Origin of the sequence: Brevibacterium sp. 2SA (assembly GCF_005502845.1) — a bacterium.
Taxonomy (GTDB): Bacteria; Actinomycetota; Actinomycetes; order Actinomycetales; family Brevibacteriaceae; genus Brevibacterium.
The window spans coordinates 124,996-149,515 of record NZ_SCMW01000003.1; the positions used below are offsets into that span (position 1 = coordinate 124,996).

Annotated in this window: 20 protein-coding genes, 1 tRNA gene and 1 pseudogene; 8 read left to right on the forward strand and 14 right to left on the reverse strand. The window is 68.8% G+C overall.

Annotation, left to right across the window (positions count from 1 at the left end; translation table 11 throughout):
- The first annotated feature begins 101 nt into the window (after nt 1–101).
- Both FFS20_RS02575 and FFS20_RS02580 read left to right on the forward strand, forming a co-directional pair.
- Nucleotides 102–737, forward strand: a complete 636-nt coding sequence (locus FFS20_RS02575) for a putative immunity protein (RefSeq protein WP_249356454.1) — start codon at nt 102–104, stop codon at nt 735–737.
- The gene (locus FFS20_RS02580; protein WP_137824377.1) at nt 734–1,243 is read left to right on the forward strand and encodes a putative immunity protein; all 510 of its coding nucleotides are present in this window, start codon (nt 734–736) and stop codon (nt 1,241–1,243) included. The genes FFS20_RS02575 and FFS20_RS02580 overlap by 4 nt, the downstream gene beginning before the upstream one ends.
- 72 nt (nt 1,244–1,315) lie before the next feature.
- Here FFS20_RS02580 and FFS20_RS02585 read toward each other — a convergent pair whose 3' ends face one another.
- The 3 genes from FFS20_RS02585 to galU form a co-directional block, all read right to left on the reverse strand.
- Nucleotides 1,316–3,160 (reverse strand): hypothetical protein, encoded by a 1,845-nt coding sequence (locus FFS20_RS02585; protein WP_137824378.1) that lies wholly within the window; start codon nt 3,158–3,160, stop codon nt 1,316–1,318.
- A gap of 88 nt (nt 3,161–3,248) precedes the next feature.
- Nucleotides 3,249–3,890, reverse strand: a complete 642-nt coding sequence (locus tag FFS20_RS02590; protein ID WP_137824379.1) for a GNAT family protein — start codon at nt 3,888–3,890, stop codon at nt 3,249–3,251.
- 118 nt (nt 3,891–4,008) lie between these two features.
- Complete coding sequence (gene galU / locus FFS20_RS02595; RefSeq protein WP_137824380.1) at nt 4,009–4,911, reverse strand: UTP--glucose-1-phosphate uridylyltransferase GalU; 903 nt, start codon at nt 4,909–4,911, stop codon at nt 4,009–4,011.
- A 46-nt stretch (nt 4,912–4,957) separates the two neighbouring features.
- Here galU and FFS20_RS02600 point away from each other — a divergent pair, with 46 nt between their 5' ends.
- The 4 genes from FFS20_RS02600 (at nt 4,958) to mscL (ending at nt 7,475) form a co-directional block, all read left to right on the forward strand.
- Nucleotides 4,958–5,620, forward strand: a complete 663-nt coding sequence (locus FFS20_RS02600) for a 5-formyltetrahydrofolate cyclo-ligase (protein WP_249356457.1) — start codon at nt 4,958–4,960, stop codon at nt 5,618–5,620.
- A gap of 109 nt (nt 5,621–5,729) precedes the next feature.
- Nucleotides 5,730–6,059 (forward strand): FmdB family zinc ribbon protein, encoded by a 330-nt coding sequence (locus tag FFS20_RS02605; RefSeq protein ID WP_137824382.1) that lies wholly within the window; start codon nt 5,730–5,732, stop codon nt 6,057–6,059.
- A gap of 137 nt (nt 6,060–6,196) precedes the next feature.
- Nucleotides 6,197–6,826 (forward strand): SAF domain-containing protein, encoded by a 630-nt coding sequence (locus FFS20_RS02610; protein WP_137824383.1) that lies wholly within the window; start codon nt 6,197–6,199, stop codon nt 6,824–6,826.
- A gap of 181 nt (nt 6,827–7,007) precedes the next feature.
- Nucleotides 7,008–7,475 (forward strand): large conductance mechanosensitive channel protein MscL, encoded by a 468-nt coding sequence (gene mscL / locus FFS20_RS02615; protein WP_137824384.1) that lies wholly within the window; start codon nt 7,008–7,010, stop codon nt 7,473–7,475.
- Nucleotides 7,476–7,673: 198 nt separating this feature from the next.
- On the opposite strand, the gene FFS20_RS18470 is transcribed toward mscL, so the two are convergent.
- Nucleotides 7,674–7,799, reverse strand: a complete 126-nt coding sequence (locus FFS20_RS18470; protein WP_283202121.1) for a hypothetical protein — start codon at nt 7,797–7,799, stop codon at nt 7,674–7,676.
- 220 nt (nt 7,800–8,019) lie between these two features.
- The gene (locus FFS20_RS02620; protein WP_137824385.1) at nt 8,020–13,359 is read right to left on the reverse strand and encodes a DUF4011 domain-containing protein; all 5,340 of its coding nucleotides are present in this window, start codon (nt 13,357–13,359) and stop codon (nt 8,020–8,022) included.
- A 107-nt stretch (nt 13,360–13,466) separates the two neighbouring features.
- Between FFS20_RS02620 and FFS20_RS02625 the strand changes: the two genes are divergently transcribed.
- A tRNA-Arg gene (locus FFS20_RS02625) sits at nt 13,467–13,539 on the forward strand.
- A 29-nt stretch (nt 13,540–13,568) separates the two neighbouring features.
- On the opposite strand, the gene FFS20_RS02630 is transcribed toward FFS20_RS02625, so the two are convergent.
- From FFS20_RS02630 to pdxH, 7 genes are all read right to left on the reverse strand, one after another.
- Entirely contained in the window at nt 13,569–14,645 is a 1,077-nt protein-coding gene (locus tag FFS20_RS02630) for a permease (protein WP_137824386.1), read from the reverse strand.
- Between the two features lie 4 nt (nt 14,646–14,649).
- Nucleotides 14,650–15,714 (reverse strand): universal stress protein, encoded by a 1,065-nt coding sequence (locus FFS20_RS02635; RefSeq protein ID WP_137824387.1) that lies wholly within the window; start codon nt 15,712–15,714, stop codon nt 14,650–14,652.
- Nucleotides 15,715–15,937: 223 nt separating this feature from the next.
- Complete coding sequence (locus FFS20_RS02640) at nt 15,938–16,438, reverse strand: HNH endonuclease (RefSeq protein WP_137824388.1); 501 nt, start codon at nt 16,436–16,438, stop codon at nt 15,938–15,940.
- A 462-nt stretch (nt 16,439–16,900) separates the two neighbouring features.
- Nucleotides 16,901–17,743: a C40 family peptidase gene (locus FFS20_RS02645; protein ID WP_137824389.1), complete on the reverse strand. Its 843-nt coding sequence runs from the start codon at nt 17,741–17,743 to the stop codon at nt 16,901–16,903.
- Between the two features lie 383 nt (nt 17,744–18,126).
- On the reverse strand, nt 18,127–18,813 hold the full coding sequence (locus FFS20_RS02650) for a metal-dependent transcriptional regulator (protein ID WP_137824390.1): 687 nt from the start codon (nt 18,811–18,813) through the stop codon (nt 18,127–18,129).
- A 158-nt stretch (nt 18,814–18,971) separates the two neighbouring features.
- Complete coding sequence (locus FFS20_RS02655; RefSeq protein ID WP_249356460.1) at nt 18,972–20,531, reverse strand: aldehyde dehydrogenase family protein; 1,560 nt, start codon at nt 20,529–20,531, stop codon at nt 18,972–18,974.
- Between the two features lie 128 nt (nt 20,532–20,659).
- Complete coding sequence (gene pdxH / locus FFS20_RS02660; protein ID WP_137824391.1) at nt 20,660–21,331, reverse strand: pyridoxamine 5'-phosphate oxidase; 672 nt, start codon at nt 21,329–21,331, stop codon at nt 20,660–20,662.
- A gap of 115 nt (nt 21,332–21,446) precedes the next feature.
- Here pdxH and serC point away from each other — a divergent pair, with 115 nt between their 5' ends.
- Nucleotides 21,447–22,598, forward strand: a complete 1,152-nt coding sequence (gene serC, locus FFS20_RS02665; protein WP_212743274.1) for a phosphoserine transaminase — start codon at nt 21,447–21,449, stop codon at nt 22,596–22,598.
- 80 nt (nt 22,599–22,678) lie between these two features.
- Here the strand turns inward: serC and FFS20_RS02670 are convergent, their stop codons facing one another.
- Together FFS20_RS02670 and FFS20_RS02675 are read right to left on the reverse strand one after the other, a co-directional pair.
- Nucleotides 22,679–23,173, reverse strand: coding sequence for a DUF456 domain-containing protein (locus FFS20_RS02670; protein ID WP_137824393.1), 495 nt, complete (start codon nt 23,171–23,173; stop codon nt 22,679–22,681).
- 81 nt (nt 23,174–23,254) lie between these two features.
- Nucleotides 23,255–24,514 (reverse strand): annotated as a pseudogene (locus FFS20_RS02675) (MFS transporter).
- Nucleotides 24,515–24,520: the final 6 nt, after the last annotated feature.

Here is a 24,520-nt window from a genome sequence, read left to right on the forward strand (position 1 = left end):
GGTTCCCGTGACGGTGCGCTGGACCGTCACCGAGGCGGCCGACACCTTGCGTGCCGGCCGCCTCTTCTCGTTCCGCCGCAGTCGTCCTAGACTCGGTGACCGTGAGCACTGCGAGGAAGCCCGGCGGTCAGACGAGGAGCGGATCGGGCGCTGCTGAGACACGGAGGGCGCCTCGCGTTGCCGATTTCGACCTCTCCCTCGACGAGATCCGCGCCGTCACCGCTTTCGCCGTGAGCGCGGCGAGCGCCGTTCTCCCCCTGTTCGAAGCCGACCGACCGACGGACGAACGTCCTCGCGCAGCCGTCGATGCTGCTCGCGCCTTCGCCGACGGGCAGCCCCGGTCACGGGTTCTGCGGATCGCGGCACCCGCGTCGCATCGCGCGGCGAAGGACGCGGGCGGGGAGCCGGCCTTCCACGCCGCGATGGCTGCCGGCGACGCAGCAGCCTCGGCGTTCCTCCATCCCCTCGCCGACGCTGTCCAGATCGGACACATCCTCCGTGCCAGCGCGCACGCGATCCACGCGATCGAGCTCGCCGACGCCGGGGCGGGAACCGACCAGCGGGCTGCGCTCCTCGACCGCTTTGCGAAAGCGGCCTCACCGACGGTCGCCGCGGTCCTGCGGCGCTATCCCCGGCCGGGCCCTGCACGCAGTCAACTGGCGCTGACGATCAGCGAACTCGATACTCGGGTGCGGGACCAGCTGGCAACCACCGGCAGACAGGACCGGGCTCGATGATCCTCTCGCAGGACCGCGACCCGCGGCTCATCACGATTCGCCGCGGCGGCACCCTCACCGACGACGACCACCGCCTCCTCGCCCTCTGGGCCGCCGACTGCGCCGAGCACACCCTCCCGCTCGTCGAGGCGGCCGTCGCCGATGACCCGCGTCCGCGCGACGCGATCGCAGCGGCACGGGCATGGGCGAGCGGTGAGATGCCGATGATGACGGCACGCGCCCTCGGCGGTCATGCGATGGGTGCGGCCCGTCCGCTCACCGGCGCACCCCGATTCGCCGCCTACGCCGCCGGTCAGGCCGCCTGCGTGGGACACGTCGCCGAGCACGATCTCGGCGCGGCCGCCTACGCGATCAAAGCCGTCGCCGCGGCGGCACCAGGCGATCCGTCTGCCGGCAGGGTCGAACGCGACTGGCAGCGCAGCCGCCTGCCTGCCGCCATCCGCGATCTCGTCCTCGAGGACCAGGAGCGCCGGAACGCCATCTGCTGGGGCGTCTTCTCCGACTGAGACCGCGAACAGCCCCACCGATCGGTGGGGCTGTTCGGTCGTCGTTGCCGGCCAGTCAGCGGCCTCGCGCGCTCAGGCGCGGCGGCGGGCGAGCACGTCGTTGACGGCGTCGAGGGCCGGGGCCTTCGTGGCCCGGATCGCCTTGCGGCCGTGCTCGAGCGGGCTGTCATCCCGTGCGGAGTCGCTGAGCTCGTTGCGGTAGCCGAGCTCTGCGGCGAACTGTGCGGCGATGTCCTCGCGGCTGCGGGCCTCGGTCTCGTACGAGCTCGCGTCGGCGGCCTTCGCCGCGGGCACGGCGTGCTCGGCTTCGGGGGCATCGACATAGCTCGGCACGGGCAGCGGCGTCGGCGACCAGCCTCCGCGGGCCATGAGGCGCTGCTGGAACGGATCGGTCACTGCCGGAGCAGCGTCCTTCGCCTGCGGGGCACGCGCCGGTTCGGGAGCCGCCTCGGCGAGATCATCGGCCAGGCCGGTCCCGGTCACAGCATCGGACTCGGAAGCGGACTCGGTCGAGGCGGAACTCGACTTCGCATCCTCGTCCTCGGCGGGAGCGGCGGTGGCCTCGTCGATGACGGGAATCGGTCCGGTGAGGAGGATCTGACGAGTCGTGTGCCCTTCGGCGGCCTCGCTGCGGATGTGCACGATCGGGATCTCCCCGGTCACGGCTTCCTCACGGGCGTACTTCGCCGTGGCGCTGCGCTGCATGACCGCACGGGCGCGAGCGGCCTTCGCGGCAGCGGCCGGTTCGGCTGCCTCCGCGTTCGACTCCGCAGCCGCCGTGGCAGGTGCGGCCGAGGCTGCAGGCTTGGCCGCTGCGACCGACTTCGCGACGGTGCGCTGGGCAGCCGTGGCCGACCGCGATGCCGGTGTCCGTGCTGTCGACTGCGCAGTCGGCGCGCTCGGCTCGGCAGGCTCCGAGACCGCCCGAGCGGGGGCCTCCTCGACCGCATCGGACTCGCGGCCGCGGACCGGTGTCGTGCCGAAGCCGCGGAGCTGGCGTTTGATGTCGCGCTTGCGCAGATTGAGGGTCCGCACGATGAAGAGCGAGACCACCGCGAGTCCCGCGAACACCCCGATGAGGGCGGGGTGGACGACGGAGACGAGCGCGAGGGCACCGGTGACGAGGATGCCGAGCACGGAGGCCAGGAACACGAGCGCGAACCCGCGGACCATCGTTCCGGTCGACCGCAGGGATTCGCGCAGGCGGGCAGCACTCTCAGTCATCGCAGGGTCCTCTGTGTCTCGGGCGGTCTGTTCGGGTGTCGCGGGACCGGGCACGGGCGTCTGTGCCCGCGCCGCAGTCGTCGTGGGCCGGTCGGCGCCTCCACCGCGGGGGTGAAGCGGCTGGGTCCGGCCGGCGGAAGTCGGTTGTTGCGGACCTTGCGGGTTCTCGCCGAGGCGGCCCGTGCCACCATTCGCCGAGTTCGTCGGCCCCGACGGGGCCTGGCTGAAGACGGCGCGCACCGCAGGATGCAGGGGACGGACGTCGGCGGCGTGCGCGGGATCGTGCCCGGCGGAGACGAACGTCGACGCGGACTCGCCGACGGCGACGGGCAGCTGCTGGGGCTCCGCGATCTGCGCGTCGGGGGCGACCGCCTCGGCGCGGGACTCACCGTCTCCGTCGATGACGGCGAGTTCCGGGGTCTGGGCGGACAGCCGCAGGCTGGGAACCGTGCCGGCAGGGGTGTGACCGATGCGCGGCACGGACGGCTGGGCCGCCTCGGCGCGGAAGATGGTGACACGTTCTGCCTCGTCACGGCAGGGATTCTGGGACTCGGCACGGACCACCCGGGCATCATCGGGGACACGGTCGAGGTCGATGCGGGAGATCTCGGTGGCCGAGCGGCGGATCAGTGCGGGCACGACGACGACGAAGACCACGGCGATGGCGATGACGACGATGATGCTGGTGTCCACACTGCAAACCCTAGAGGTCACAATTGGACAACGTCGTGAACGACGGTGGTGTGTCGGTCAATCCGCCAGGAAGTTCACACGATTCGGTTCAGGCCCTGCTCACACCGGGTTCGTCGCGGCCTCCGCCGGTGCCGTGACGGAAGGCTGCGAGGATGCCGTGGGGGACGTCTTCGACGGTGAGCGCGAACGTCCGGTGATCGCTCCATCGCCCGTCGATGTGCATGTAGTTGCGCCGCAGGCCCTCGTCGCGGAAGCCGAGCTTCTCGACGACGCGCAGGCTCGCCGCGTTCTCCGGGCGGATGTTGATCTCGATGCGATGGAGGCCGAGGGAGAACATGCAGTGATCGGTGGCCATCGCCACCGCGAGCGGGGTGATTCCGCGGCCGGCGACGCGGGAGTCGATCCAGTAGCCGATCTGCCCGCTGAGGATCGAGCCCCACGTGATCCCGGAGACGGTGAGCTGCCCGCGGAACTCACCGGCGACCTCGATGGCGAAGGGGACGGACTGACCGCGCTTGGCCTGCTTGTCATACATCCGCACCATCGCCCGGAAGCTCGGGGTCTCCTGGCCGGGCACCGGCAGCGTCGCGTCCCAGGGGCGCAGCCAGTCGCGGTTGAAGGCACGGACCTCACGCCATGCGGACTCGTCGCCGCGACGCAGGGGTCGCAGCGTCACCGCCGCCGTGGTGTCGCGCAGTTCGATCGGCCACAGCGGTCCGTCACCGATCACCGGGGCCTCCGGGAGGCACCGGGGTCCCGGAGAGTCATCGGACTCACCGGGCAGCCTCTGCGGCTGCCGGGGTCACCGGGCAGCCGCCCCGTGGCGCGGCACGATCTCGCATCGGCGTTCAGTCGAGGTCCGCCACGTACTCTTTGAGCCAGCCCTTGAGGTCGTCGCCGAGGTCGTCGCGCGAGCACGCGATCTGCACAACGGCCTTGAGGTAGTCGAGCTTGTCACCGGTGTCGTAGCGGTCACCGCTGAAGACGACGCCGTAGACGCCGTGGCTCGCGGCGTCCCCGGCCAGGGTCTGCAGGGCGTCGGTGAGCTGGATCTCGTTGCCGCGGCCGGGCTCCGTCGTCTCGAGGACGTCGAAGATCTCCGGCGCGAGGACGTAGCGGCCGATGATCGCGAGGTTCGACGGCGCCTCCTCCCGGGCGGGCTTCTCGACGAGACCGGTGATCTTGACGACCTCGGCGTCATCGGTCTGTTCGACGGCGGCGCAGCCGTAGAGGTGGATGAGCTCGGGCGGAACCTCCATGAGGGCGACGACGCTGCCGCCGGTGGATTCGGCGACGTCGATCATCTTCGGCAGGATCGGGCTGCGCTCGTCGATGAGATCGTCACCGAGGAGGACGGCGAACGGCTCATCGCCGACGTGCTGGCGTCCCTTGAGCACGGCGTGGCCGAGGCCCTTGGGGTCGCCCTGGCGCACGTAGTGGATGTCGGCGAGCTCCGAGGAGTGGCGGACGGCGGCGAGCTTCTTGTCGTCGCCCTTCTTCGCCAGTGCGGCTTCGAGTCCGTCGACCCGGTCGAAGTGGTCCTCGAGGGGACGCTTGTTGCGTCCGGTGATCATGAGGACGTCCTCGAGACCGGCGGACACGGCTTCTTCGACGACGTACTGGATCGCCGGCTTGTCGACGACGGGCAGCATCTCCTTGGGGGTGGCCTTGGTGGCGGGGAGGAATCGAGTTCCGAGGCCGGCGACGGGGATGACGGCCTTGCGAACTGTGCTGTGGGATTGATCGCTCATGACGTTCATCTTAACCAGTCCTCACCCACCGGTTACGCTGAAGGGCGTGGATCCTGAGACATCGAAGGCGCGTCTGCGCGCGCAAGTGCGGGCGCGCCGGGCCGAGCGGTTCCGCGCGTCGTCCCGGCCGGATGAGCCGACGATTGCGACTGCCCTCACCGAGGCGATCGCCCGGATGAGGCCCGGTGACGACTTCACCGGACGGACCGTCGTCGCCTACGCGGGCCTGCCCGGCGAACCCGATCTCGACCCGGCGCTCGATGACCTCCTGCGCCGCGGGGCGCGCGTCCTGCTGCCCGTCGTCACCCGCCTCGGTGAGGCCCTGCGATTCGGCGAGGTGACCGGAACAATGGCCACGCTGCGGCCGCAGGGTCGTTGGGGGATCCGGGAACCTGTCGCCCAGCTGAGCGCCACCGCCCTCCTCGCCGAGGCGGTCCCCGACCTCATCCTCGTCCCCGCCCTCGGATTCGGGCCCGGCGGAGCCCGCCTCGGCAACGGCGGAGGGTTCTACGACCGGACGTTCGGACCATTCGGGGAAGCACCCCTCGACCAGGCGCAGAGCCCCCGCACCGCACCGGGCCCGCGGGTCGTCGGCGTCTGCTTCGCCGACGAAACCGATCTGCCCGGGCTCACCGTCGAACCGTGGGATCTGCGCATCGGCGAAACTCTCACCGAGGACGGACTGGAGCGGCCCTCCCCGGAGAAATAAACGCTCACTTATGTGTGTTGTCCTGTGGACAGCTAGTGCGCACCGCGGCGCGACACCGCCGATGCTCGGCCCCGTGGACTATAATCCTTACGTCGAAGAAAGGTTCCGAATGCCCGTCTATTCCTACGCATGCAAGAGCTGCGGTCACAAGTTCGATATCCACCAGGACTTCAGCGACGACTCGCTCACGATCTGCCCCGAATGCCAGGGACAGTTGAAGAAGGTCTTCGGCACCGTGGGAATCAGCTTCAAGGGCTCGGGCTTCTACGCCACCGACTCCCGCAACAGCTCCTCGAGTTCGCTCTCGCCGTCGCACAAGGATTCCGCGCCCAGCGGCTCCTCGGATTCCTCGAAGTCCGCGTCGTCGACAGGAGGCTCCTCCGGCTCCGATTCGTCGTCTGCGAAGAAGGTCGGCGCGAGCTCCTCATCGGGTTCCTGATCCCGCTCACTCGCGTGCAGTCCCCTGGGGACGCCGCCGCCACTCGTGTTCAGCTCCCCTGTGGATGCCCACCGCGCATCCACAGGGGAGCTGTCGTCTGTTGACCTCGCCGATGCCACGGGCGCATCGTCTCCACCATGACGCTCATCGAACGCATCAGGCGCCAGCTGCCCTCGCCGGCCGCCGGGACCAGGGTGCGGCCGCGACGACTCCTCGCGGCCGCCTGCATCGCCGGTGCGTGCGCGCTGCTCGCCTGGCTCCTCACTCCGGCACAGGGCGACACCCCGGTCGTCGTGGCCGCCGCGGACCTCGCTCCGGGGACTGAGCTCACCGCCGCTGATCTCACTCTCGTCGACTATCCCCGCGACTTCGTTCCGAGCAAGGCGTTCTCCGCGATCGATGAGGCAGTGGACAAACGGACCTCGGCGGGCGTGTCCGAGGGGTCCCCGCTCACCGCCGCCGCGGTACTCGATCAGCAGGCGCTGCCGGCGGGGAGCACCGATCTCATCATGCCCGTCCGGCTTGCCGATGATGAGTCCGCGGGCCTGCTGCAGCCGGGCCAGCGCATCCGCCTCTTCAGCTCGCTTCCCGAGGGCGGATCGGAGGTCGTCGTCGAGGAGGTGACGATCGCGCGCCTCATCCGGAAGGAGAACGGCATCGCCGCGGAATCAGGCCAACTTGTCTCTGTAATACTGTCGCCCGACGACGCCGGACGGATAGCGGAATTCGCCGGTCTGCCGATCAGCTTTGCAATCCTCCCTCAGTGAATCGCGATTCTTCCGGCGGAGAAAGCCTTTGTTGCGCCGGTCACATTCATCGCCGACACCGGGATGTCGCGATTTGTTCGCATGTCTATGCTGTTGAGATCTCTTGCTGGTGTGTACTATGTAACCGTCATTGAAAGATTAGAGTTGCATTAATGCTCACACCACTGAAAGGGTGCCGCTAATGCTTAAGGGTTTCAGAGACTTCATTCTCCAGGGGAATGTCGTCGAGTTGGCAACTGCCGTTATCATCGGCAGCGCCTTCACTGCGATCGTCACGGCGTTCTCCGACAAGATCATCAACCCGCTCATCGCGGCGGTCGGCGGCGCCGAGGGACCAGCGCTCGCGTTCCGCATCAAGCCGAACGTGCCGGAGACGACCATCGACATCGGTGCGGTCATCACTGCGGCGATCAACTTCCTCATCGTTGCCGCCATCGTGTACTTCATCATCATCGTCCCGATGAACAAGCTCAATGAGCTGCGCAAGCGCGGTGTGCCCGAGTCCGAGGTGCCCCCGACCGCTGAGGACCTGCTCGGCGACATCCGCGATCTGCTGCGCAACCAGGCTGCGGCCAACGCCGGACCTGCCGGTGGCGCCCAGGGCCAGGGCGGCGGGTACATCGACCCGAATGAGCCTCCGCGCCACTGAGTCCCCGACGTGGTCACGATGGGCCGTCTCCCCTGCCGGGAGGCGGCCCTTCGTCATGTCGGCGGCGAGGGTCCGTGCGCCGAGTGGTTTCAGGTTCTGGTTGTCTCGGGCGCCCGGTGGTCTCAGGCGTCTGGTCGTCTCAGCCCGGGTGGTCTCAGCCCGAGGCAGCTTCAGGCCGGCGCGTGCGAGTCCGCGCTGTCACCAGTGCGGGGGCTTCTGCGACCGGTAGTGCTCGGCGCTGAATCCCTCAGTGCCGGATTCGGCTTCGTTGCGCAGGGTCGCACGATACTTCCGCAGCGCCCTCTCGAGGCGCTCCTTCCTCACCGCATCCTCGTCCGTTGTCGGGCGGTCCCCGTCCGATGTGGGCTGGTCGTCGGCTGGCGAGTGGCGATCTTCGGCGGACGTGGGGCTGTCCTCGACGGCATGACTCTCGGTTGGTGCCTCTCCTGCCCCGCGATTCCCTTCCGGCACGGCTGAGCGATCCGCGGCAGACGCATCCTCAGCCGCATGGGAGGCCGGGTTGTTCGCGGGTGTCTTAGCGTCGTCAGGACTGCTCATCGGAGCGGTCTCGCTCACCGCTGCGGGAGCCGGCTGCCGCATCCTCCCCCGAGGCGCTCGTCGCCTCAGCGTCCGACCTCGGCGCGGCAACGACGTCCGACTCTTTGCCGGCAGCGTCGTCCGACTCCGCATCCGAACCAGCACCGCCCGCTCCGGTCTCCCCCGCACGGTCGGTCGCAACAGGGTCACCCGCTGCCGAGGCATCCGTTGCCGAGGCATCCGCCTCGGCGTCGATGAGACCGGCATCGCGCAGCGACTCCGCGCGGATCTGCCCGGTGTCGAAGCTCGGAATGACCTCGCCCTCCACGGGACCGCGCGCATCAGCGGTCGGGATGAACACCTCGGCGCCGGTGACCTTCTTCGCCTGCGCATGGCGCTGACGGTAGCGGTCGACCGCCGCCTGCAGCTGCGTCTCCCCGCGAGGGCTGTTGCCCTTCTGCGCGAGTGCGGTCCGCAGGAGTTCCTTGATCTCCCCGTCGCCGCGCACCACCGCATCCGACTGGATCCAGTCGATCATCGCGTCGAGACCCTCGTCAGAGTACTTGTGCATCGGCAGTCCGGGGACGAGCTTCGGTCGGCTGCCCGTGCGCCCGACGACGACGGACGCTGCGCGGGCGGCGTTGAGCACGGCCTGCGGACTCATCGTCTCGACCGTCGCCTTCCATGCGTCGAAGACTTTCTCCGTCTCGGCCTGCGGATCGACGAAGGCATCCGTCGACCATACGCGCATGAACTTCCATCCGCGGCGCTCGAGCTGTTCGGGCACGACCCGGTCGCGCTGGCGGAGGCTGCGGATCGAGGCGTAGTCGGGGCCGTCGCCGGAGACGGCGATGATCATCCCGTGCTCGTCCTCGGCGGAGTTCGCAACCGCGAGGTCGATGCCGTTGTAGTGCTCGTGGGCGACGACGCCGAGCTGGAGGAGTCGATCGGCGATGTCGTTGAACAGCGGATCGTAGATCTCCCCGTGCGGGCCCGGCTGGCGGACACCACCTGCGGCGATCTCCTCGAACAGCTTCGGCAGCAGGGTCGCACCCCCGGTGAGCTTCGCTTCGTCGAAGTCGTCGGACTCGATGCTCGAGACCACCGTAAGGCGCTTGCGGGCCCGCGTGACGACGGCGGCGAGGATCCGATCCCCGTCGGGGCCCGAGAGCGGACCGAAGTCCGGGATGACCCGGCCGTGCACGGTGCGTCCGTAGCCGAGGGAGAAGATCACTGCATCCCGTGACATGCCCTGCACGCGTTCGGCATCGGTGACGACGAACGGCTCCTTGCCGGGGTCGTTGAAGAACGCCGCGACATAGGGCAGGTCCTTCATCGCCCGGGAGATCGCCGTGGCGATCCGCTGTGCATGGTGGGGCGTGAGCGCGACGACGGCGAGGGATTCCCTCGACCGCGTGCGCGCGTGCTTGAGCACCAGTTCGACGACACGCTTGACCTCGGCATCGGGGCTTTCGACGCGTCCCGTGCCGATGTCGGTGGGTCCGCGCCCCTCGGAGACGTAGGAGAATTCGAGGCCGGTGCCCTCCCCGGTGTGCGCCGTCGGCAGCGTCGAGATCGTCGAATCGTAGAAGTGGCGGTTCGCGAGATCGATGAGGCCGACAGGAGAGAGCCGGTAGGAGTTCGAGAGGTTCATCCGCGGCAGGAACTCGCCGAGGCGGTCCTGCACCGAGTCCGGGTGGTCCCCATCGTCGGTGCCCCACCGGTCGACGGCGATGGAGAACGACCGGGGACCGAGCAGACGCGAGTCGCCGAGCGAGATGACCTGACGGGCGCGGGTGATGCCGGGCACGACGTCGGCGACCGAGAGCCGACCGCCGTCGGCGATGACGACGGCGTCGAAGAGCGGAAGGGCGGCGAAGAGCTCCGGCACGGTGTAGGGGCTGGCCATCCACACGGGGGCGAGCGTCGTGAGGAGGTCCGGGGCCTTCGTCGACATCCGCTGCACCGAGGTGTGCGGGGAGAGCAGCTCCTGCTTGATGACGCCGGCGGCGATCGGGTCGGCGTCGATCGCGCGCTTCCACGCCTGGGCATGGTTGAACCGCAGGCGACCGGCACCGGCGGCGACGAAGGCACGGTCATTGTCGCGGAAGCCTTCGGCCACGCGGTGGAGGGCGGCCCCGTCGTGGCGGCCGATCTGCGGATCCTCGCTCGCCATCGTCTGCAGCACCGACGCCCAGTAGGCGAGGTCGAACTCCGGGCCGACGAGGTGGTTCTCGACCTTGCGGCGGCGCAGGTCGGTCATGAGCTCGGACATGCCCTCGGCGCTGAGCTCGCGCTGGAGTCGGGAGCGTTCGGGCAGGTCGGCGAGGTTCTCGGAGTCTCCGCCCATCGCCTCGGCGCGGGCCTGGAGCTCCTCGATGAGCATGCCGCCGAGGTCGCCGCCGTCGGGGGTGGTCTCGAGGACCGGGGCGAGCTTCGCGACGTCGGCTTCGACGCCCTGGAGGATCTCATCGGCTTCGAGAACGCCGCGTGGGATCTGCGGACGTCCGTCATGGCCGGCGAGGTCGCGGAGGATGACCCGCTGGGCACGGACGTCGATGAGGGCCGCGTGGAGGTCGGGCACCTCGGCACCGGGACGGAGGAACTCCTGCGCGGACTTCTTCAGGCGCTTGCGCTGGAGCATGCCCATCTCGACACCGAGCTCGGTCCGGTACTCCGAGGATCCGGTGGCGGCGATGAGGTCGTCGAGCCGGTGGTCGTAGACGTCGGGGGCGAACCGGTCGAGTGTCGTGCGGACCCGGAGGAGGACCTTGATCGCCCGCGACCAGTCGTCGAGGTTGCGTCGGGGGTTGAGCTTGGCCTTCGCGAGCACGGGTTCGACCGCGGCGACGAGGTCGGGCAGGGTGCGCCCGAGGCGTTCGGCGACGGTGCGCGCGGCTTCGGCTTCGTCGACGGATTTGAGGTCGGCGCCGAACCACACGGTGTCTTCGACGTCGAGGGTGAAGGCACCGAGGGACGCGAGTTCGCCGAGTTTGCCGCGCAGCGCTGTGCGCCGGTCGTCGCTGGCTTCGAGGATGTCGTCACCGAACCGGACTCCGGTCTGGGGCGAGTCATCTCCCGAGGTGAGCTCCGCGAGGTGCTGCATCGTCTCGTAGACGGAGACGTCCCACGGCGCGCGCCGGCGGTGCAGGGAGGTGACATGGTCGCTCAGCGTCGCACGCTGCTCGTTGAGCTCGCCGAGCAGGCCCGCGAGATCGGGGCGTTCGGCCCGCTCAGCCGAGCCGATGAGGCCGATGAGCTGACGTTTGATGTGGTCGGCGCCCTCGCGGGTGTCGACGGCGAAGTCACTGAGCCCGACCTCGCCGAGGCGGGCGGAGAAATCGTCGAGCGCGTCGGACGTCTGGGCGAGGAAGAGGACGCTCTTGCCCGTGTGCGCGAGTGTCGTGGCGACCGCGACGGCGACCTGGGTCGCGCCGGTGCCCGGCGGGGTGTCGACGACGACGGACCGTCCCGAGACTGCGGCGTCGACGACGGCCTGCTGGTCACCGTCGACGTCGATGACGAGGAACTCCTCCTGCGGCTTGCGGTCGGGCAGGGGCGTGACCGGTTCCTGGAGCGCCGCGGGCACGAACTCCTCGCCCGCCGCCGGCTTCCCCGACGTCGTCGCATCGGAGGCAGGTGATGTCGTGCCGGGCCGTGCTGTCGAGCCGGATTGTCCCGAACCGGCGGCTGGAGTCGAGCCGGTCTGCGTGGCGGCGCCGGTCGACTCCGCCGAGGTGATCGGCACGGTCGGCTCGCCGGTGTCGTCGCCAGCCTCGGGTGCTGTGTCGGTCTCGGCACTGGCGCCGGGCGCGGCTGTGCCTGTCGCGGCTGCATCGGACCGGTCCGTCGCGGCGTCCGCGCCCGTCGCAGCGTCCGTGCCAGTCGCAGTCTTCTTGGGAGTTCCGGTCTTCTCATCCGGCGTCGCAGCGCTGCCGGAGGCGGTCGAGTCCGCGGTCGTCGAGTCCGCGGTTGTCGACCCTGAGGTCGTTGCGGCACCGGATGTTCGGTCACCGGTGGTCTTGTCGTCGGCAGCGCGGTCGTCGGCCGCACGATCACTGCGCGCGGCGCTGCTGTCTTCGTCGCCGCTCGCCGACGTCGGTGCACCGTCCGCAACGGACGCCTTGACGGCGGTGGTCGTCGACTCGGTCGCGTCCGCTTTGGCTGAGGCCGTGGTGTCGGATTTCGGCTTCTTGCCTGCGTCCCGCTTGCCGGCGTCGGCGTCGGCGTCGGCGTCGGTGGACGATGCAGCGTCGTCGCCGTCAGACTTCCCCGCGGTCCTGCGCGATGCGGAGGCGGCACCCGCTTCGGTGTTCGCTGCCGTTGTCGCGTCGGCGTTCGTCGCCGTTGTCGAGTCGGTCCCCGTCGCCGGGCTCGCGCCGGAAGGAGCCGATCCTGTGGTCGGTGACTTCTCGGCGGCGCGATCGGCAGTCCCCGAGGAACCTGCCGCATCGGAATCCGCCCCCGTCGCCGCGGTGACCGTGGCATCGTCGCCGGTGGCTGACGCATCGACGCTGCCTGGCGCGGTCGTGGATGCGGCGGACGTCGCGCCACTCGTGTCCCGTCCCGACGGTGCCGCTGATCGCGGTGTCCGGCACGGCACGGTGGCGCCCCCGCCGAACTGCCCGCGCACCTCGGCGTCGCCGGCGAGTGCCCGCAGGATCGGATGCTGAGTGGGCAGGTAGTCGCCGGTGAACGAACTCGCGATGTTCGCGAACGTCGAGACGATGAAGCGGTGGTTGATCCGCAGACCGGGCACCGACTGGGCGAGTTCGCCGAGGCGGTCAAGGGCGGGCCCCGGGTCGAAGCCGTGCGGCCCCCCGGTGGCGTCGACCCAGTCGTCGACGGGAACCTCAAGGTCGTACACCTCGGCGAGGTGCCGGACGAGGGCCGGGTTGATTGTGATCTCGTTGCCGAGGACGATCTCATAGTCCTCGACACGGGAGCCCCGCGGCACGAGCGTGATGTGGCGGAGCACAACGGGGGCGTTGAACTTGTACTTGGAGTCCTTCTCCGTCCACGAGGCGAAGCCGATCGCGAGGTGGGCGGTGCGGATGCCGCGTTCGGTGTCGAGCTGCTCGGCCTTCGAGCGGATCGACCGGGCGCGACGGCGGGCGTCGGCGAGGATCTCGTGGTCGCGGATCAGGCTCGACAGGCGTGTGGGGCGACCGGCGAGCAGCTGAGCGAGGCCCGACGGGTGGGCTCCCGAGAGGTCGATGCTGCCGTCGCGAGAGTCCCGGAAATGAAGCATGGTGTCGCGACCGCCGAGGTGGGCGGCCTGCTGCTTCCACTCGGCGAACGCGCCCCCGAGCTCTGGGTACTGATCGTCAACAACGGAATCTGGCACAGTTCGACCCTAACGAGAAACTTCCCATAACACGTGCTGGCGCACCGTGAATCATCGAGGTTTCTTCTACGCTACACTGGGTGATCGTGGTTGACGACAGCCACACGGCCCCCGTAGCTCAGGGGATAGAGCACCGCTCTCCTAAAGCGGGTGTCGGCAGTTCGAATCTGCCCGGGGGCGCCTTCACGCCGCTTCTCAGCAGGGCCGCCTCACGTCAGTGCGAGCAGCACGAGCCCGGCCAGCACCGACCCGATCATCACGGCAAGCCCCATTGCCAGAGTCGCTGTCCATCCCATCGCCTTGCCGACCATGACCATCGACGGGATGCTCAGCGCCGGCAGTGCGATGAGCAGCGCCCCGGTCGTCCCCGCTCCGACCCCGGCGGCCAGCAGCGTGATGATGATAGGGATCTCACCGCCGGTCGGAATGACGAGCAGTGTGCCGACGCACGCGGCGACGATGATCGCGAGTGCTCCCAACTGGCTCTCGAGGCCGCAGAGCCCGGTCAGCCAGGGAGCGACGAGGCCGATGACGAAGACGAGGGCGAGGTGTTCGGGGACGAGGATGAGCGCGAACCGCGACAGTGAGCGCAGATAGCGCAGCGGCATCGATGACAATCGCACGGGCTCGCTGGCGGCCGGTGTCGGAACGTCCTTGACCCGACCGGCCAACCACGTGCCGATGAGGGCGCTGGCACCGACGGCGATGAGGAGTCCGACGCCGATGCGCGTGCCCACGTACTGCCACGGCAGGACGAGACCGAGGAAGATGAGCACGGCCGGGTTGAGGAGCGGATTGCCGACCCAGTACGCGAGGGCGGCGCTGCGGGTGACACCGCTGCTTCGCAGGCCAGCCGCCACCGGCGCCGCGCAGCATGTGCACATCATGCTCGGCAGCGACAGCGTCGCACCGACGAGTGACTGGGTCGCCGTGTGCCGCCGGTTCATCACCCGCAGCAGCCAGTCGCGGGGCACGAGAGCATCGATCGCCGCAGCGACGAGGAGTGCGACGACGAGGGCCTTCCACACTGCGAGGAAGTACGCGAGGGTGAAGTCCCAGGCCCCCGTCAGTGACATCGCGTCCCCGGCGACGGCGAACAGTGAGCTGCCGTCCCACACGGACGTCTCACTCAGCGTCCACGCCCGGTCCCAGTACGGCAGCCACTTCGACCAGGTGAGGCCGCCGACGAGGAGGACGACGAGGAATCCCAGACCGATCCAGTCCGCGGTGCCGAGACGACGGCGCCGCCCTGTCGGAGGCGGCGCCGTCTGTGCTGGAGCATCCACCGTGTCAGAGACTCGGCTCGGGGATCTCTCCCTCTTCCCGCCGCTTGTCGGCGTCACGGGAGACCCGCACGACCATCGTCGGGCACTGCGAGTACGGCAGCACCGACTGCGAAGTCGACCCGAGGAGCAGGCCGGCGAAACCGCCGCGCCCACGGGACCCGATGACGAGGACCTCTGCGGTGTCGGAGGCGCGCACGAGCACCTCGGCGGGCTGCCCGTCGAAGAGGGTCCACGTGACGTCGAGGTCGGGGAACTCGTCCTTGATCCGCTGCTTGGCGACGACGAGCTTGTCAGCGCCTTCGTTGATGAGGCGTTCGAGATCGGCGGTGCTCGGCAGCCATTCGGGACCGATGACCGTCGTCGTGATGACCGCGACGATGTGCAGCGGCGACCCGCGCCGCACGGCAAGCCGGGCCGCCTTCCACAGGGCCGGCGACTCGGCCCCGAGCGAATCGACGCCGACGACGACCTTGCCGTCGAAGCGCAGGCCCTCGATCGCCTCGGCGTCGGGATCCGTCTCCTCGATCTCTCCGCGGTCCTGGCGGATCGGGCGTGACGACGTCGGATGGGCGGCCTTGTCCGTCTCGGCCTGCCATGCCGCTGGAACGACGACCGTCGGGCACGCGGAGTGTGCGGGCAGTGCGCTCGAGACGGTGCCGAGCAGACGGCCGGCGAACCCGCCGCGGCCACGCGAACCGACGACGGTCAGTCCCCCGGTCTTCGACTCCTCGATGAGCACGCCGGCGGCATCGCCGATCTCGATGACGGCTTCGACCGGCACGCCGGCGGCCTTGACCTCCGCCGCTGCCTCCTTGAGCGTGTTCGTCACCGACTGGCGGATCGCCGAGTCGTCGATCGGCACATACGACACGTCGATCGCCGCGGCGGCGACACTGGGGATCGTGTAGGCCCCGACGAGCCGAATCGGCTTGCCGAGCGACCGTGCTTCCTGGATCGCCCAGTTGAGCGCGTTCCTGCTCGGCGGGGATCCGTCGATGCCGACGATCACCGCGTCGGACTCACCGACCGGCGGCGATCCGGCACCCTGGGTGCGGTCCTGCTCTGACATCGCACGCTCCTTATGTCGCAGCGAACTTCTCACAATCAACACTAGAGCACAATGCGTCGAACACTGCCGTCGATGTCACATCGTTATCCGCAGGCGATCACAGTGCGGACAGCATCGTCACCGGTCAGACCTGTTGTCGGGACCGGAGCGGCGGCACCGGCAGAGGGGTCGGCCGGCGTCGGACGCCGGTGACTGCACCGGGCCCCGGCGACCGCGTCAGCGGTCAGGCCGCATGGCCCATGTCGAGGAACGGACGCCACTGCTCGACGGGCTTGTCGATGCCGCGCATCCAGAACTGACCGACTCGCGGCTCCTTGGGGCGGAAGCTCAGCTTCCACCCGATCTCGCCGAGGGTGCGGTCGCCTTTGCGGTTGTTGCAGTCCCGGCAGCAGGCGACGAGGTTCTCCCAGGTGTTGCCGCCGCCGCGCGAGCGCGGCATGACATGGTCGACCGTGCTCGCCGGCCGGGTGCAGTAGGCGCAGCGATGGTTGTCGCGGCGGAGCACCCCGCGGCGGGAGAGCGAGACCCGACGGTCCCGCGGCGGTCTGACGTACCGAGTGAGCAGAATGACCGAGGGCTGGTCGAGGCTCACGTGCTGCGATCTCACCGGAGCATCCTCCGCCGCGAGCACTGTCGCTTTGCCCGTGAGCACGAGCACGACAGCCCGGGTGAACGGCACGACCGACAGCGGTTCGTATCCGGCATTGAGCACGAGAGTCTTCATATCTCGCCCCTCATCGTCATGTGCGGAGTTGTCCCACTGCTCCGATCACGCAGACGCGCCCGCTGCCGCACCGGCGGCGCACCTGCCCCAGGGAACACAAAAGGCGTCGTGCACCAGCACAACGCCTTGGAAACGGACATAGACACAGATATGTACTCCGCGCCAGAACCTGGAGCGGCTATCCGGAATATTCGACTATGCCCCATCCGATTTCCCATCGCTTACGGAACTCAATCTTCTCAAGAGTAACGCCGATTGCCGCTGTGATCGAATTCATACCGGCGGCGTCATGAATTCTTCCCTCGTCGTTCACTTCCAGCGGCTCTCTGCGCCGATCCTGTCCGGCCGCCACGGCCCTCGGACGCCCAGCACACGAGTGCGTCGCACCGCGCCGGGGATGCAGAAACTCCCCGCCTCACTCGAGGACCGTCGAGTGAAGCGGGGAGTTCCCGGCGAATCGAATCAGAGAACGCGAATGAACTTCGCGCCGCCGTCGATCATCCAGTCGATGCTGCGGTAGCTGGTGTCGACGCGGGGGTTGCCGGCGTCGTACATCATGCCGTTGCCGGCGTAGATGCCGATGTGTCCCGGCTTCCAGATGAGGTCGCCCGGCTGAGCTTCGGACTTCGACACGGTCTTGCCTGCGCTGCCCTGGGCACCGGAGGTGCGGGGCAGGTTGACGCCGACCTTGCCGTAGACGTAGGAGGTGTAGCCCGAGCAGTCCCAACCGCTGGGCGAGGTGCCGCCGGAGACGTAGGGGGTGCCAACGTACTGCTTCGCGATGGCGAGGACCTGCTGGGCCTTCGAGCCATCAGGCATCTTGAAGTCGGAGCCGGAGTCCTTCGAGTCGTCCTTGCCGCTGTCGGACTTGGACGAGGATTTCTTGTCCGACGACGAGGAGTCGGACGAGCTGGAGCTCGCGCTCGAAGCCGGCTTCGGCTCGGGCTTCGGCTCAGGCTTGGGAGCGGGCTTCGCGGTGACGGTCTGGACGTCGGCGCTGAAGGAGGAGCCTTCGGCCTTCTTGTCCTTGTCATCGGTGTTGCCCTTGGCAACGACCGTGGCGGCCTGGTTCTGGAATTCGGCGACCTCAGTGGTCTGCGACTCGGCGGAGACAGCGACGTTGTCGTCTCCGGCCTGACCGGCTGCCGGGAGAACGGCTGCGGTGAGAAGGCCACCGCTGGCAGCGACGACGGCTGCGCGACGTCCGAAGACGGCGGAGTTGGCGTTCAGGAGTTCGGTCAGTTCGGTCAGCGGGGTCTTGACCTTGGTCTCTGCGGCGCGGCGGCCATGGTGCTTAGTTGCCACGTTTTCCTCTCGTCACCTATCGGATTCCTCCGACCGCCACTCTCGGTCCTGGTGTGTGTCACAGCGGGCGTGGCGTGCGGCTCCCGGCGTGAAGTCACCTGCTTGCGCGGGCGACCTCCACAACTGTAACCAATCGGTGATCAATTGTCACGTTTCTGTCACAACCAGGGTGGGGAAACCCTGCGGTTAACCCTAAAAGCCGAGGTGAGAGGCTCGAATGAGATTCATGTCTCCGTAACATTCGCTGTTACAGACACCGGCCCGGGGAGCGGAGATCCGCTCCCCGGGCCGGGTTGTGCAACGTTTCGTTACACAGTCTGAGCACTGTGCGTCGACTCCGTCACAGCGTGCGACCGCGCCGTGATGTCACGACCGGTGACTGATCAGCGCTGGTGGGCGAACACGTGCGAGGCGGTCTCGACGGGAAGGTCGAGGACGTCCTCGGCGCCGGGCACCTGCACGGTGATGTATTCGCCGTTGCGGGTGATCTCGACATCGGTGCCGGGCATGACCCCGGCGACCTGGAACTGCTGGAGGAGGTGGATGTCGACCTGCAGCGGTTCGGCCAGCCATGCGATCGTCAGCTGCGTGGCCCCGTCGCGGGCGACCGCGGTCGCGAGGTCGACCACCTCGGCGCCATTGCTCGCTTCGGCACCGATGACCTCGAGGCCCGGGATCGGGTTGCCGTAGGGACCGGACTTCGTATCGGGCAGCAGGCTAACGAGTTTGCGCTCGACCTGCTCGCTCATCACATGCTCCCACCGGCACGCTTCGTCGTGGACGAGCTCCCACTCGAGACCGACGACGTCGGCGAGGAGCCGTTCGGCCAGACGGTGCTTGCGCATCACCTCGGTGGCGATGCGGCGCCCCTCCGGGGTGAGTTCGAGGTGCCGATCATTGCTCACATGGAGCAGTCCGTCGCGCTCCATCCGGGCCACGGTCTGGGAGACGGTGGGTCCCGAATGGTCGAGGCGCTCGGCGATGCGGGCCCGCAGGGGCACGATCGACTGCTCCTCGAGTTCGATGATCGACTTGAGGTACATCTCGGTTGTATCGACGAGGTCGTTCACTTAAGACCAGCCACTCCACTCTTCGTCTTCAGGTCTGGGAAGACCATGTCAGGCGTTCACACATTTCAGGGGGCGTGCGACCGTGCCCCGGCTGCGGTGTCTCGCGGCCCCCTGAGATTCTCATCGATTCTATCGTGGCCGCGGCATCGCTGCGGTGCTCAGCCCGCGTTGACGTACGCCGTCTTGTGGACGGTGTAGAACTCGCGTGCCGCTCGAGCCTGTTCGCGGGGTCCGTAGCTCGACCCCTTCCGGCCTCCGAACGACACGTGGTAATCCACCCCTGCCGTCGGCGCATTCACCATCACCATGCCTGCCTGGGCATAACGCTTGAAGTGGCTCGAATATTTCAGCGACGATGTGAAGATGCCCGCGGACAAGCCGAACGCGGTGTCGTTGGCCACCCCGAGCGCCTCGTCGTAGTCGGCGACCTTGATCACCGAGGCGACCGGACCGAAGACCTCGTCGACGTTGATCGTGTCGGTCGGTTTCGTGCCCGTGACGAGAGCCGGTGCGAGGAAGTACCCTTCCGTGTCCGCCTCGACGCGGTCACCGCCGGTGACCTCGCCGCCTTCGTCCCGGGCGATGCCGATGTAGCGCAGGTCCTGGGCGAGCTGGTCGTCGGAGACGACGGGACCGATGTCGACGCCCTCGGCGCGGGCATCGCCGACGGTCAGGCCCTGCATCCGCTCGGTGACGAGCCGGACGAATTCGTCGTGGACGTCAGCGGTGACGATGAGCCGTGACGAGGCGGTGCAGCGCTGTCCGGTGGAGAAGAAGGCGCCGTTGACAGCGGCATCGGCGGCGGCGTCGAGGTCGGCGTCGCCGAGGACGACGAGGGGGTTCTTCCCGCCCATCTCACACTGCACGCGGATCCCGTGGTCGCTGGCAGCGGCGATGACTCCGCGCCCCACGGCGGCGGATCCGGTGAAGGTGATGGCGTCGACGTCCGCCGAGGCGGTGAGCACCTCCCCGACGACGCGACCGGGCCCCATGACGAGGTTGAGGACCCCGTCGGGCAGGCCCGCCTCGACGAGGATGTCGACGAGTGCCGAAGCGGAGCCGGGAACGAGTTCGGCCGGTTTGAAGACGACGGTGTTGCCGTAGGCGAGCGTCGGGGCGATCTTCCAGGCGGGGATGGCGATGGGGAAGTTCCACGGCGTGATGACCCCGACGACGCCGATCGGTTCGTGGGTCATCTCGGCGACGAGGCCGGGGCGCACGGAGTCGATGATCTCCCCGGTGTTGCGGATCGTCTCACCGGCGAAGAACTTGAAGATCTGCGCGGCGCGCAGCACCTCACCGCGGGCCTCGGCCAGCTGTTTGCCCTCTTCGCGGGCGAGGAGATCGGCGAGGTCAGCGGCACGCTCGGCGATGAGGGTGCCTGCGGTGTCGAGGATCGCGAAGCGCTGCTGCGCGGGGAAGTCGGCCCAGGCCGGTGCCGCGGCAGCGGCGGCGGCGATGGCGTCGGTGACGGTCTGGGCGTCGGCGCGGGCGAAGCTGCCGATGACGTCGGCGGGATCGGACGGGTTGCGGTTGAGCACGCGGTCCTCGGAGCCGCGGCGCTGTCCGCCGATGAGGTTGTCGAACCGGGCGACCGTGCCTTCCTCCGTGCCGGCGGCGGTGTCCCGGTCGGCCTCCGGGGTCTGTCGCTCCGGTGCCGCCGGGTCGTTGCCGGTCGTGGTGGTGTCGGCCGGTGCCGACTGCGGTGACTGTGCCATTGCTGCTCCTTGAGGATTCGGGGTGGGGTCGGGTCACCCGGCTCACGACGCTGCGAGCCGGGTGACCCGGCAGGGGTCTGGGTCAGGGCGGCTGACTGTCCAGGAGAGAGTCTGGCCTGACCTTTCGGTCAAGGATAGAGGCGGACGAGCTCCCATTGGTCGGCGGCTGCGAGATCGCCGGGGTCGTGGCTGCCGTCGGCGCGTCGGAACACCCACCGGTCGTGGAAGCGGTTCTCCTGTCCCTGCCAGAACTCGATCTCGAACGGCCGGATGCGGAACCCGCCCCAATGCGCCGGTCGCGGCACCTCGCGCCCTTCGAATTCGGTCACCGCGGCGTCGTACTCGGCTTCCATCTGCTCACGCCCGCTCACCGGCTGGGACTGCTTCGACACGCTCGCCGCGATCTGGGAGCCGCGGGGGCGCACCGCGAAGTACGCGTCGGACTCCGCGGCGGCGACCGCCTCGGCGATGCCCCTGATCCGGATCTGCCGATGCATGTCCTGCCACGGGAAACTCGCCGCGATGCGCGGATCGGCGGCGAGCTGCCGTCCCTTCGCCGAGTCGTAGTCGGTGAAGAAGACGAAGCCGGCGGCATCGACGGCCTTGAGCAGGACGATGCGGGCGACGGGACCCCAGTCGTCGAGCGTGGACACGGTCATGGCGTTGGGTTCGCGGACCTGGCCGGCGGCTTCGTCGTACCACGTGCGGAACAGGTCGAGCGGGGAGACCTCGGGGCGGTCGAACGAGGACGAGATGTAGGAGGCCCGGGTCTGGGCCAGGCGGTCGACAGGCTCACTCATGGCTCCACTCTACGGGCGGTCACGGACACGGCCGGACCCTGCGGGGTGCGGGCACGATCCGCACGTGATGAGACGGCCCCCGGTCGCTGTGCTGCGAGACCTTAGAATGGCGAGCGTGACTGCGACGAACCTGACGATTCCAGACGAACTCCTGCCCGCCGACGGACGTTTCGGATCGGGCCCGGCCCGCATCCGCTCCGCACAGATCGAGGCGCTGAGCGCGGCCGGGGCGACCGTGCTCGGCACGAGCCACCGCCAGGCGCCGGTGAAGAGCCTCGTGGGCCGGATCCGCACCGGACTGGCCGAGCTCTTCGACCTTCCCGAGGGCTACGAGGTCGTCCTCGGCAACGGCGGGTCCACCGTGTTCTGGGACGTCGCGGCCTTCGGCCTCGTCCGCGAGCGCGCCGCCCACGCGACGTTCGGTGAGTTCGGACAGAAGTTCGCGAAGGCCACGGACACCGCCCCGCACCTCCAGGACTCCCTCATCCTCGCCGCCGAACCGGGCACCTCGGCGATCCCCTCCCCCGCCGCCCTGGCGGACGCCGGACTCGACGGGACCGCCGACGTCTACGCGTGGCCTCACAACGAGACCTCGACGGGTGTGGCGACGACGATCACGCGGCCACAGGGCATCGACGACGATGCGCTCGTCGTCATCGACGCGACGTCCGGTGCCGGCGGCCTGCCCGTCGACATCGCCGAGACCGACGTCTACTACTTCGCGCCGCAGAAGAACATGGGCTCCGACGGCGGCCTGTGGGTGGCGATCCTCTCCCCGAAGGCGGTCGCCCGGGCGCAGGAGATCAAGGACTCCGGCCGTTGGATCCCCGCCTCGCTCGACCTCGTCACCGCGATCGAGAACTCGCGCAAGGATCAGACCTACAACACCCCGGCCGTCGCGACCCTGCTCCTGCTCGCCGAGCAGATCGAGTGGATGAACGGCAACGGCGGCCTCGAGTGGGCCACCGAGCGCACGCGCGAGACCTCGGGGTACGTCTACGACTGGGCGGAGTCCGCCGAGGTGGCCCGCCCCTACGTCGCCGATCCCGCAGATCGCTCGTCGGTCGTCGTCACCGTCGACTTCGACGACTCGGTCGATGCCGCCCGCGTCGCCTCGGTGCTGCGCGCCAACGGCATCGTCGATGTCGAACCGTACCGCAAGCTCGGCCGCAATCAGCTGCGCATCGCGACGTTCGTCTCCGTCGACCCGGCCGACGTCAAGGCTCTGCTGGGCTGCCTCGACTTCGTCATCGACGCTCTCGCCTGACGCCCCGGGAGTGGGGCTCCGGGTAGTCTGCGACGCCCGCCGGTCTCGACTCGCAGCGCACCGGGCATCGCGGCGTCCGCTCACATGAAGTGGATGAGCAGTCCGATGCCGAAGGTGATCGCGGCGAGCAGCGCGAGACCGAGTTCGATGACGGTGCCGATGCCGATCGCCTTGATCGAACCCCAGCTCGATCCCCACGCGACCTTCGGGTCCTTGAGCCGGGACAGCTCGGCGAGGTAGAGGCCGAGGACAAAGCCCACGGGCAGGCCGACGACGGGAATGACGAAGAAGCCGACGATCGCGAGCACTCCCCCGAGCATGACCGACCGATTCGGCACGGACATCTCCTTGAGCTTGCGGCCAGTGAGGACGAGCGACGCGCTCATCCCGGCGGCGACGAGGACGGCGACGATCGCGAAGACGATCCACGCGGCGGGAGTGCCGATGACGATGGCCCAGATGAGCACCCCGATGCCGATGAGGATCGACCCGGGCAGCACGGGCACGATGATGCCGAGACAGCCGATGAGCACGGCGATGCCGACGAGCACCGATGTGAGAATGTCCGCATCCACCACGTGACGGGCCCTTTCGAGTTCGGAGACGAGAGTGCAGGCCCGATCTTACGGGACGCAGGTGTGCGGCACCCGGCGGACCTACGGGTGTCCGAGGTAGCTGACGTGGAGCCGGATGCGCGACTTCGGGTCGTAGGTCAGGCGGAGGTTCTTCGCGACGATCATCCAGACGAGCCCGACTGAGAATGCGAGCAGGCCCGAGGCCGCGCCGACGGCCATCGACATGCGCGGACCGAAAGCGTCGGCGACCCATCCCGCCAGCGGCGCGCCGAGCGGGGTGCCGCCCATGACGACGGCCGCGTAGATCGCCATCACCCGGCCCCGGTAGGACGCCGGAGTCGTCGTCTGCACGTAGGCGTTGGCCGAGGTCAGCATGGTCAGCGACGAGAATCCGACGAGGATGAGCGCGGCGGCGAAGACGTAGTAGTTCGTGATGAGCGAGGCGAGTCCGACGGCGAGGCCGAACCCGCCGGCGGCACCGAAGATGAAGCGCAGTCACGGTTTCTCCCGCTTCGCCGAGGCGAGGGCGCCGGCCACCGAACCGATCGCCATGACGGAGTTGAGCAGGCCGAATCCGCTCGCATCCTTGTCGAACTCGATCCGCGCCATCGTCGCGGTGTAGATGTTGAAGTTGAATCCGAACGTCGCCACGATGAAGAGGACGATGAGCACGATGACGACGTCCGGGCGGGAGCGCAGGTAGCGGAACCCGCCGAGGACCCCGCCGCCGCCTCGGCGATTGGACGGGTGGAGGCGTGAGCGGTCGAGCCGGATGAGCACGGTGAGCGTCGCGGCGAACCCGAGCCCGCTGATGAGGAACACGGGTCCGGCGCCGACGAGGGCCGTGATGACTCCGGCGACCGCGGGCCCGATCATCCGCGCCCCGTTGAACGACGCGGAGTTGAGGCTGACCGCGTTGGGCAGGAGCTTCTCGCCGACGAGCTCGGAGACGAAGGCCTGCCGGGCAGGGGTGTCGAGGGTGGCGAGGATGCCGAGGACGAGCGCGAGCACATAGACCTGCCACAGCTCGATCGTGTCGGTGATGACGAGGACGAAGAGCAGCAGTCCGACGGCGCCGAGGAGGGCCTGCGTGACCATGAGCAGCGCGCGCTTGGAGAACCGGTCGGCGAGCGCCCCCGCGAAGGGGAACATGATGAGCTGCGGGCCCATCTGCAGCGCCATCGTGATGCCCAGCGCCGAGGCGTTGTTGTTCGTCAGGTAGGTGAGGACGAGCCAGTCCTGGGCCGTCCTCTGCATCCACGTTCCGGTGTTCGAGATGAGCGCGCCGGCGAACCAGTGTCGGTAGTTCGGTTCGGCGAGCGACCGGAACGTGTGGGCCATCGAGTG

Excerpts from the sequence above, each read along its gene's own strand:
- FFS20_RS02580 (WP_137824377.1), top strand. The coding sequence starts at position 734 with ATGATCCTCTCGCAGGACCGCGACCCGCGGCTCATCACGATTCGCCGC.
- galU (WP_137824380.1), bottom strand. The coding sequence starts at position 4,911 with ATGAGCGATCAATCCCACAGCACAGTTCGCAAGGCCGTCATCCCCGTC.
- FFS20_RS02605 (WP_137824382.1), top strand. The coding sequence starts at position 5,730 with ATGCCCGTCTATTCCTACGCATGCAAGAGCTGCGGTCACAAGTTCGAT.
- FFS20_RS02610 (WP_137824383.1), top strand. The coding sequence starts at position 6,197 with ATGACGCTCATCGAACGCATCAGGCGCCAGCTGCCCTCGCCGGCCGCC.
- mscL (WP_137824384.1), top strand. The coding sequence starts at position 7,008 with ATGCTTAAGGGTTTCAGAGACTTCATTCTCCAGGGGAATGTCGTCGAG.
- FFS20_RS02635 (WP_137824387.1), bottom strand. The coding sequence starts at position 15,714 with ATGTCAGAGCAGGACCGCACCCAGGGTGCCGGATCGCCGCCGGTCGGT.
- FFS20_RS02640 (WP_137824388.1), bottom strand. The coding sequence starts at position 16,438 with ATGAAGACTCTCGTGCTCAATGCCGGATACGAACCGCTGTCGGTCGTG.
- FFS20_RS02655 (WP_249356460.1), bottom strand. The coding sequence starts at position 20,531 with ATGGCACAGTCACCGCAGTCGGCACCGGCCGACACCACCACGACCGGC.
- pdxH (WP_137824391.1), bottom strand. The coding sequence starts at position 21,331 with ATGAGTGAGCCTGTCGACCGCCTGGCCCAGACCCGGGCCTCCTACATC.